Raw genomic sequence first — 7,657 nt, forward strand, 5'->3', positions numbered from 1 at the left:
TGTGACCAAAAAGTGACAAAAAGAAAATAACGTCGTACACAGTAGCAGAACTTAGGCAAAAACTCTCTCAAACCCTTATTTCTCTGTGTTCTCTGCGGTATGCGCTACACAAAGGTTATTCAGTAATTTGTGCGTAAGTCCTAAGTAGTTCTAATTGTGCTGGATTATCTTTGACCAAAATCATTTGCATTGTTCATGTTTATATCAATTTTCTCTGTTTCTTGCAGTATAAAAAATAACTTATAAAAACTTCTATTACTGGTAAAATTTATCACAACCTAGAGAATGATTAACACAATTGCAGGCTTAGAATATGTGTAAGATTTTGCTTACTAGCACTGAAGGAACACGGGGAAAGGTGACAAGATAGGAGAAAAATATCTGTTTGTTTCATTCTTAAGAGGTGCTGCGATCGCTCCTAAGTATGAAGTTTTGTTTAAAATCTCATACTAGGTAGAAGTAAAATATCTACAAGTTCGCCTACTACTAAACCAGTAGTTGCTAAAACAGTTAGAATCCAAAAGGAATCTGCCTTGTTGAAGCCTGCAAACCTCATTTCTAAATCAGCTAAAAGTGTGCTAGCTACAGGGATAAGAAAAAGACTAAATAATAATGACCAAGTAGCGACTAAGGCAATTGAGATACTTAACACTAAAATTACCACTAAAGTTCTAGAACCCAAGGATACTAAACGTTCTAACCAAGTGATACTTTTACGGACTACAGCTATGGCGATCGTGGCCACAAAACCTCCCACTAACCAAATAATGTGATGTGCCGCCAGATACCATCCTAAAAAAGCATAAGCTAGCCACAGCAAGATTAGAGGCATAAAGGGAATTCTGTGATTAGATTCTAAATTGATCTTTTCCATACTTTAACTTCATATAAGTGTTAATATTTACGCTACCTATTCTTTTGCAGAAAAGATAATTACTTTTACACTTAGATGTAGCAAATTTTTCAGGAAAATCCTCGACTGTAAGGAAAAGTTAATTATATTTATATTAATTTTTTCTAATTACTTAGTAACTCTATGTATTTAGGGATAATTTCGAGAAATTCGTGAGTGGGGAGTAGGGGAAAAAAATCCCCTTCCCTTTCACCTGTCACCTACCTATCTTCCTAACGAATAGCGGCTCGCTTGTCTATTTCCGCCCAATTCACGACATTCCACCAATTGTTCAAATACTCTGGGCGACGGTTGCGATATCTCAGATAATAGGCGTGTTCCCAGACATCATTCCCCATAATTGGATATAACCCTTCCATAATGGGACTATCCTGATTAGCAGTAGTCATAATCTGGAGTTGGCCTTGGGGGTTACGCACTAACCAAACCCAACCACTACCAAAACGACTAGCACCGGCTGCATTAAATTGCGTTTTAAAAGCATCAAAACTGCCAAAAGTTTGGTTAATTTCTTCGGCTAGTTTTCCTGTTGGTTGTCCACCACCATCGGGACTCATGATTTGCCAGAAAATAGTGTGATTCAAGTGTCCCCCACCATTATTTCGCACTTTTGTCCGAATATCTTCAGGTACACTGTCCAAATCCCTCAGTAAGGCTTCAACACTTCTTTTTTGCAAATTTGGGTACTTTTTTAGGGCATCATTTAGATTATTGACATAGCTAGCGTGATGGGCATCATGATGCAGTTTCATGGTTTCTGCATCAATAGCTTGGCTCAAAGCCGTGTAATCATAGGGCAATGGCGGCAACTTGGCAGGAGAAGCACTTAACTCTTTATCAGGGTAAGCGACAGGTAAAGAAGACTTAATAGTCGGTTCTGTGGTATTGACAGACTGTGACTCAGCTATTGGCATTGTTCCACAAGCAACAAGCAAAATTGCTGACAACAACAAAGCAAATGTCTTTTGCAAAAATTGAAACATAAACTATCACCTCAAAATTCATATTGCAAGATGAAATAAGACCAATCAATAAATTCCAGCATTTTGTGTGGATGGAATTAATCTGTGCTAGAGCTATATAGCGTTTCTCATTTTAGTGAGGTACATCTCTTTAAGGTCAAGGACTAGAGGTGAAATTGTACCTCATTTAATGGGGAACTGCTATAGAAGCAAGTAAAGCACTACTCAAAAACATCTTCAGCGAAAATCTTATACTAAAAATGCTGCTAACACCAAGATATTTTTTTCAATTCAAGAAATAATACTTTATTCTTACCTTTCCTAATAGGTATTTTTTGAAGATAAAAATTTTAATTATTAATGAATTTTATTTCCTCATGATTAAGTTTTTTAATAAATAGGATTATGTTTATTTTTTCAATTAAATTAATTTTGTTATCCCAGTGAATTCTAGCATAAAAACATATTTACAAAATTTAAGTCTTTAATATATTCCTTTGGATATAAAGACAAAATTTACAAGCAAAACTATTGGCAGAGACAGGAGGATTTTTCTTTTGTTAAACATATAATTGAGTCATCAATAAGGCTTTAGCTGGAAGTTAAGTTACTAAAATAACTATGTTACTGTCAGCATAGATTAGTCCTAAAACAGCTATTACCAATTTAATAGAGTGCCATTAATAGTCAAGGATTCATTTGAATTGTGGCAGATATCCACTTTAGCCTCTATTTTTTAACTGCCTCCTAATTTAATAAGGAAATATATCTGTTATTTTAGGACAGATAACTTGGTAAAAATATCAATTTGCTCAATATATATAGCCAAGGATATGTAATATGTTTGTTGATCAAGTATCGCAAAACCAATTAGCCCTAAGTCAAAATATTGCCCAGGCAACTCGCAGTGAGATCAAAACTAAGCAATCACCAACTAATAATTTAGAGATTCCTGAAATAGCTATATCTCTAACCCCTATTGGTTTGGTTTTTAGCTGGGTCATCTTCTTTATAATTTTGCGAAAAATTCGGACTATTTTAGAAGACAAGATGGTTGGCACAGTTAAAAGCTCGCATCAATTACCTTGCAAAAAATGCAAATTTTATTCCAATAATCATTATCTAAAATGTGCTGTAAACCCTGGGATTGTGATGACAGAGGATGCTAAAGATTGTTCTGAATACTCGCTTGAAAAAGATCATAAATTCTCTGCTAAAAATCTTTTTCACTAATAGCTTATTAGTAGTCTATGACTGGACACATTCAAGTTAAGCAACTTTCCCAAACTCTTGCCGTCGCTGTAGCCAGTTCGCTATATCATTGGTGGTAATGATGCCGGTGAGTAAATCATCTTGAGTGACTAGCACTCGTCGCACCCCTGATGTTTGCATTTTTTCGAGTATCTGAGACATTTGTTCTTCTGGACGCGCACTTATCCCCTGTTCTGTAGGAATCATCGCCTCTTGAACAGTACGGTATATCCATTCTTCTCGCGGGATATCCTTAACTTTATTTAAAGTAATAATCCCTATTGGTTTACTGTCTTGCATGACGGGAAAAGAATGATAACGGCGACTGAGGAAATATTTATCTACTAATTCCTGGAGTGTTAAGTCGCCATCTACTGTCTCTGGATAGGGTGTCATAACTTCTCTGGCTCGTACTCCTTGTAAACTGGTACGTAGCAAGATTTCTTCATAACTAGCTTCAGCCGCAGTGTAGAGAAACCAACCAATTAGAACAAACCAGAGTCCGCCTAAAACCGCACCACCAAATGTCTGCAATAAACCCAGAAAAATCAGTAAATAAGCTAGCAATTTACCGCCTGTAGAGGCAATTTGTGTAGCTTTTTTCAGGTTGCCGGTGTATTTCCACACTAGAGAACGGAAGACACGACCACCATCTAAAGGAAACCCTGGTAACATATTAAAGATAGCCAGGATAAGGTTAATGGATGCTAAGTAAGAAGTAACACCATTAATTACCACACTCCAACCTGCATTTCGGCCAATATACCAGAGCAAGCCAAATAGGGCAGACAGTACCAAACTAGTAACAGGCCCAATGACGGCTATTTGAAACTCATCGCCTGGAGTTTCCGCATCCATTCGAGTTCGGGAAACTCCACCAAAGATAAATAGAGTAATCCCCTCAACAGGAATTCCTTTTGACCTAGCTACAAAAGAGTGGGAAAGTTCATGAGCTAGTAACGATGCAAAGAACAGTAATGTTGCTACTATGCCCATGCCAAAGTAAGTAGTATTGTCAAGTCCGGGATAATTAGCAGGAAATAAACCTGCGCCTAGAGTCCACAGGACAAGAAAGAAAATTACCAACCAAGACAAATCTATTCGGATTTCAAAACCGAAGATAGAACCTAAGCGAAAACCTTGCATAATTTGCTTTTATTTGAGCGCAAAAGATCATCGAAGTCACCAAAAGCTTAGAAAATGATCATTATTGCTGCCTCTAGCAAACGATAGAGTCCTGTGTATCAAAGGAAAGAACTGCAAATAGGAACTGGCAATTAAATTGACCTACTAGTTTGTAGTAAGGACTTTAGTCCTTATTTTTCTAAGAGGTTGTTTGAAAAGTCTGTTTCTTTGTCATGTTGTAGCTTGCTTTGCTACGCAACGCTACCGCAAACTCCGCAAGAGTATTTTCAAATATGCTCTAAGGACTAAAGTCCTTACTACGAACTGTTAAAACTAAACCCCTGCACCGGAATTGAGTTGGAGTAATAACCAAGTTAAATACGTCCCGAATGGCCCCCAAAGTGCGTAGGGAAGGAATAGCCAAGCGGCTTTTTGAGAAATTGGCTTAACTACAAAAGCGAGAATGTAGACCAAAAGCGTGGCTAATCCACCGAGAATTATTCCTCCTGTGAGGCTTTTTAGTTCTACTACAACGGGACTGTAGGCGGAAGTGAGGATAGCAACTAATGCGTAAATAGCCATCAAAAGCCAAGGACGAGAACCTTGTCTAGTTTTTTTCTCCCAAACAATAATGGCTGAGATGGTGAGACACGCCCAAATTAAAGTCCAAATAAACGGGATGAGAAATTCAAAGGTCAACCAGTTAGGACGTTGCAAATTTTGAAACCAAGGGTCGCGCAGTGAGGTAAACAGGCTACCGCCAAAAAATAATGCTGCTGAAACTGCTGTAATAATCCATCTAGCTTTCACAATGGTTTCCTGTCATGGTGGCTGATATTTGCAGTTTAACTTGGGTTTGACAGATTGCACCTCTCATTAGTCAAGATGTGTGTACAAACCATATCTGTATTGTGGATTGGTGATAAAGGGTTTCATCAAATTTATAATGCAGCTAATACGCATAATAACTTATGGGATCGCTGATAATATAACCGTAGAAGATAAGTATTTTCCCTGTTATCAATTATTAAGGATTAACTATGGACCCTATCTCTCTGGTTATTGCTGCTTTAGGTGCTGGGGCGATCGCAGCTGCTAAGGATACCGCAGGAGTCGCAGTTAAAGATGCCTATCAGGGTTTGAAAGCCTTGATTAAGAAGAAATTTGAAAGTGAACCAAAAGCACAAATGGTTCTGGAAGAACACGAAACAGATCCTGAAACCTATGAAGCACCACTTAAAAAGAAATTAGCTGAAGCTGGTATTGATAAAGATGAGGAAATTATTAAGTTAGCGCAGGAATTACTCAAACAAGAAAAACCGGAAGAGTCAGCAGCAGGTAAATTTAATACGGTATTTCAAGGAGAAGTTAAAGGCGTTCAGATTGGCGATCGCAACACACAAACAAATACATTTTAACTAACAGCCGCTAGGGTATCTCAATGAACCACGCAGAGTTTCAAGGAGAAGTTAAGGGCGCGCAGATAGGCGATCACAACATTATCTACAACTATTTCTACTACAGAGAAGAAATCAAACCTATATCTGTTGATGTTGCTGACGAATATCTGCCTTGTCCTTATCGGGGGTTGTTTCATTTTGGCCCAAATGATGCGGATGTGTTTTTTGGGCGGGAAATTTTTATAGAAGAACTTTATGGTGCAACTAAAACCCATAATTTTATTCCGCTACTGGGTGCATCAGGAAGCGGTAAATCTTCGGTGGTATTAGCGGGATTAGTTCCAAAGTTGCAAAAGGAAGGTCATTGGCAGTTTACTCACTTTCGTCCTGGTGCTGATCCTTTCCATGCTCTAGCTGTAGCTTTAGTTCCACTGTATACGCTTAATTTAGATAAAACTGACCAAATTGCCCAAGCCCGAAAGATGGCTGGTTACTTGCAAGATGGCTCTGTGCTGATATCAGACGTTTTTGCAACAATTAGGCAAAATCACCCTAATGATCGGGTGCTATTGATTGCTGATCAATTTGAAGAAATTTATACCCTGTGTCACAATCAGGAAATTCGCCGTCAGTTTATTGATTGTTTATTAGCCAGTTTAAAAACTCCGACTGCTTTGTCTGCATCCGCAACGGTGTGGGTAACGACAATGCGAGCAGATTTTCTGGGCAATGCTCTCTCCTATCGTCCCTTTGCTGATGTTTTGCAAAATGCCGACTTAAAACTGGGGCCGATGAATCGAGAGGAACTCACACAAGTCATTGAAAAACCTATCGAAAAATTAGGGGTGACATTTGAAGCAGGGTTGGTAGAACGCATTTTAGATGATGTGAAAAATCAACCAGGAAATTTACCTTTGCTAGAGTTTGCGTTAACAGAGTTGTGGAACAAGCAAACAGGTAAACAATTAACTCACAAAATCTATGAAGAAATTGGTCAAGTAGAAGGTGCGTTAGCTCGCCATGCAGATGAGAAATATGGCAACTTGACAGATGATGAGAAAGAAAAAGTCCGGCGGATTTTTATTCAATTGGTGCGTCCGGGTGAGGGAGCAGAAGATACCCGACGCGTGGCGATGAAGGCGGAATTGGGGGAGCAAAGCTGGGATTTGGTCAAACAATTAGCTGATGCTCGGTTGGTGGTGACAAGTCGCAATGCTACCAGTCAAGAAACAGTAGAAGTAGTCCATGAAGCTTTGATTCGCAATTGGGGAGAACTGCGCGAATGGATGAATAAAGACCGCGTTTTTAGGGCTTGGCAAGAGCGACTGCGGTCAGCAAAGGGACAATGGGAAACAACGCAGCGAGATTCTGGTTCATTGTTGCGGGGTGCAGCTTTAGCGGAAGCAGAAGAAAAACTCAAGGAACGCCCAGGAGACTTGAGTGATGAGACAGAATTTATTAAGCAAAGTATCCAAGAAGGAGAACGTCTTAAACAAGTTGAAGCAGCCCGCAGGAAACGCGAAATCAGAACCGCCTGGGGCATTGCGGCGGGTTCGTTGGTGGCAATGGTAATTAGCGGTGGATTGGGCTTGACGGCATGGAATCAGACTAAGCAAGCAGAAATCAATCTAGCTGAATCTCTTGGTAGATATTCTTTGTCTCTATTTAATGAAAATAAACAATTAGAGGCTTTTATCCCAGCAATCAGGGCAGGAAAAATCCTGCAAAGCCAACATACAAATAACGTAGAGGTAATGAATGCCTTGCAGAAAGTCTATTTTCCAGGAAGAGAACGCAACCGCTTGGAAGGCCATAGTAGTTCTGTCGTTAGCGTAAGTTTTAGCCCGGACGGCAAGACATTGGCTTCTGGCAGTCTTGACAACACAATCAAACTCTGGAATCTAGAGACAGGAAAGGAAATCCGCACTCTCACCGGGCATAGTAACCCTGTCTGGAGCGTGAGTTTTAGCCAGGATGGCAAGACATTGGCTTCTGGCAGTGGTGAT

At 39.3% G+C, this 7,657-nt stretch carries 7 protein-coding genes; 3 read left to right on the forward strand and 4 right to left on the reverse strand.

Annotated features, from left to right (window positions below; all coding sequences use genetic code 11):
• Window positions 1-436: 436 nt before the first annotated feature.
• Both VB693_RS18270 and VB693_RS18275 read right to left on the reverse strand, forming a co-directional pair.
• A complete protein-coding gene (locus tag VB693_RS18270; RefSeq protein WP_323267494.1) occupies window positions 437-874 on the reverse strand; it encodes a hypothetical protein in 438 nt (145 codons plus the stop codon).
• 251 nt (window positions 875-1,125) lie between these two features.
• Complete coding sequence (locus VB693_RS18275; protein WP_323267495.1) at window positions 1,126-1,896, reverse strand: superoxide dismutase; 771 nt, start codon at window positions 1,894-1,896, stop codon at window positions 1,126-1,128.
• 819 nt (window positions 1,897-2,715) lie between these two features.
• Here VB693_RS18275 and VB693_RS18280 point away from each other — a divergent pair.
• On the forward strand, window positions 2,716-3,108 hold the full coding sequence (locus VB693_RS18280; RefSeq protein ID WP_323267496.1) for a hypothetical protein: 393 nt from the start codon (window positions 2,716-2,718) through the stop codon (window positions 3,106-3,108).
• Between the two features lie 36 nt (window positions 3,109-3,144).
• Here the strand turns inward: VB693_RS18280 and VB693_RS18285 are convergent, their stop codons facing one another.
• A complete protein-coding gene (locus VB693_RS18285) occupies window positions 3,145-4,272 on the reverse strand; it encodes a site-2 protease family protein (protein WP_323267497.1) in 1,128 nt (375 codons plus the stop codon).
• A 312-nt stretch (window positions 4,273-4,584) separates the two neighbouring features.
• Entirely contained in the window at window positions 4,585-5,061 is a 477-nt protein-coding gene (locus VB693_RS18290) for a TspO/MBR family protein (protein WP_323267498.1), read from the reverse strand.
• Window positions 5,062-5,291: 230 nt separating this feature from the next.
• Here VB693_RS18290 and VB693_RS18295 point away from each other — a divergent pair, with 230 nt between their 5' ends.
• Both VB693_RS18295 and VB693_RS18300 read left to right on the forward strand, forming a co-directional pair.
• On the forward strand, window positions 5,292-5,669 hold the full coding sequence (locus tag VB693_RS18295; RefSeq protein WP_190708392.1) for a hypothetical protein: 378 nt from the start codon (window positions 5,292-5,294) through the stop codon (window positions 5,667-5,669).
• A gap of 23 nt (window positions 5,670-5,692) precedes the next feature.
• On the forward strand, window positions 5,693-7,657 hold a 1,965-nt coding region (locus tag VB693_RS18300), incomplete at its 3' end, for a WD40 repeat domain-containing protein (protein WP_416233401.1).

The sequence above is a fragment of the Anabaena sp. UHCC 0399 genome (genome assembly GCF_034931465.1).
Classification (GTDB): domain Bacteria; phylum Cyanobacteriota; class Cyanobacteriia; order Cyanobacteriales; family Nostocaceae; genus Trichormus; species Trichormus minutissimus.